At 61.9% G+C, this 431-nt stretch carries 1 protein-coding gene; it reads left to right on the top strand.

The features are described 5' to 3' along the window. Nucleotides 1-431, top strand: a 431-nt coding sequence (locus tag J5M71_RS28805; protein ID WP_207839086.1) for a hemagglutinin repeat-containing protein, incomplete at both ends; no start/stop codon positions are given.

The following is a 431-nucleotide window of genomic DNA, read 5'->3' as shown; positions in this document are numbered from 1 at the left end:
AGGACATCAATGTCATCGGCAGCACGATCGACCTGAAGAAAGGCGATGCGAACCTGCTGGCGGCCGGCGACGTGAACGTCGGGGCCGCGACCGAAACGCACGTGTACAACTCGCGCGAGACGCATAGCCGCAGTGGCGTCGTGAGCGGCACGAAGATCGCCAGCAGTCAGGACGCGACCAGCACCGTCGCGAACGGCAGCCTGATTTCGGCGGACGGCGTGTCGATCGGCAGCGGCAAGGACATCAATGTTCAAGGTAGTACGGTCGTCGGTACGCACGATGTGGCGCTGAATGCGGCGCACGACGTGAACATAACGACGTCGCAGGACACCAGCCAATCGTCGACCACCTATCAGGAACAGCACTCGGGTTTGATGTCGGGCGGCGGTCTGTCTTTCTCGGTCGGCAACAGCAAGCTCGCGCAGCAGAAT

This window comes from Pseudomonas sp. 43(2021) (assembly GCF_017490805.1).
In the GTDB taxonomy this organism is placed as follows: Bacteria; Pseudomonadota; Gammaproteobacteria; order Pseudomonadales; family Pseudomonadaceae; genus Aquipseudomonas.
Note: the sequence above shows the minus strand (reverse complement) of the source record. Positions and strands in the feature narration are given on the sequence as shown.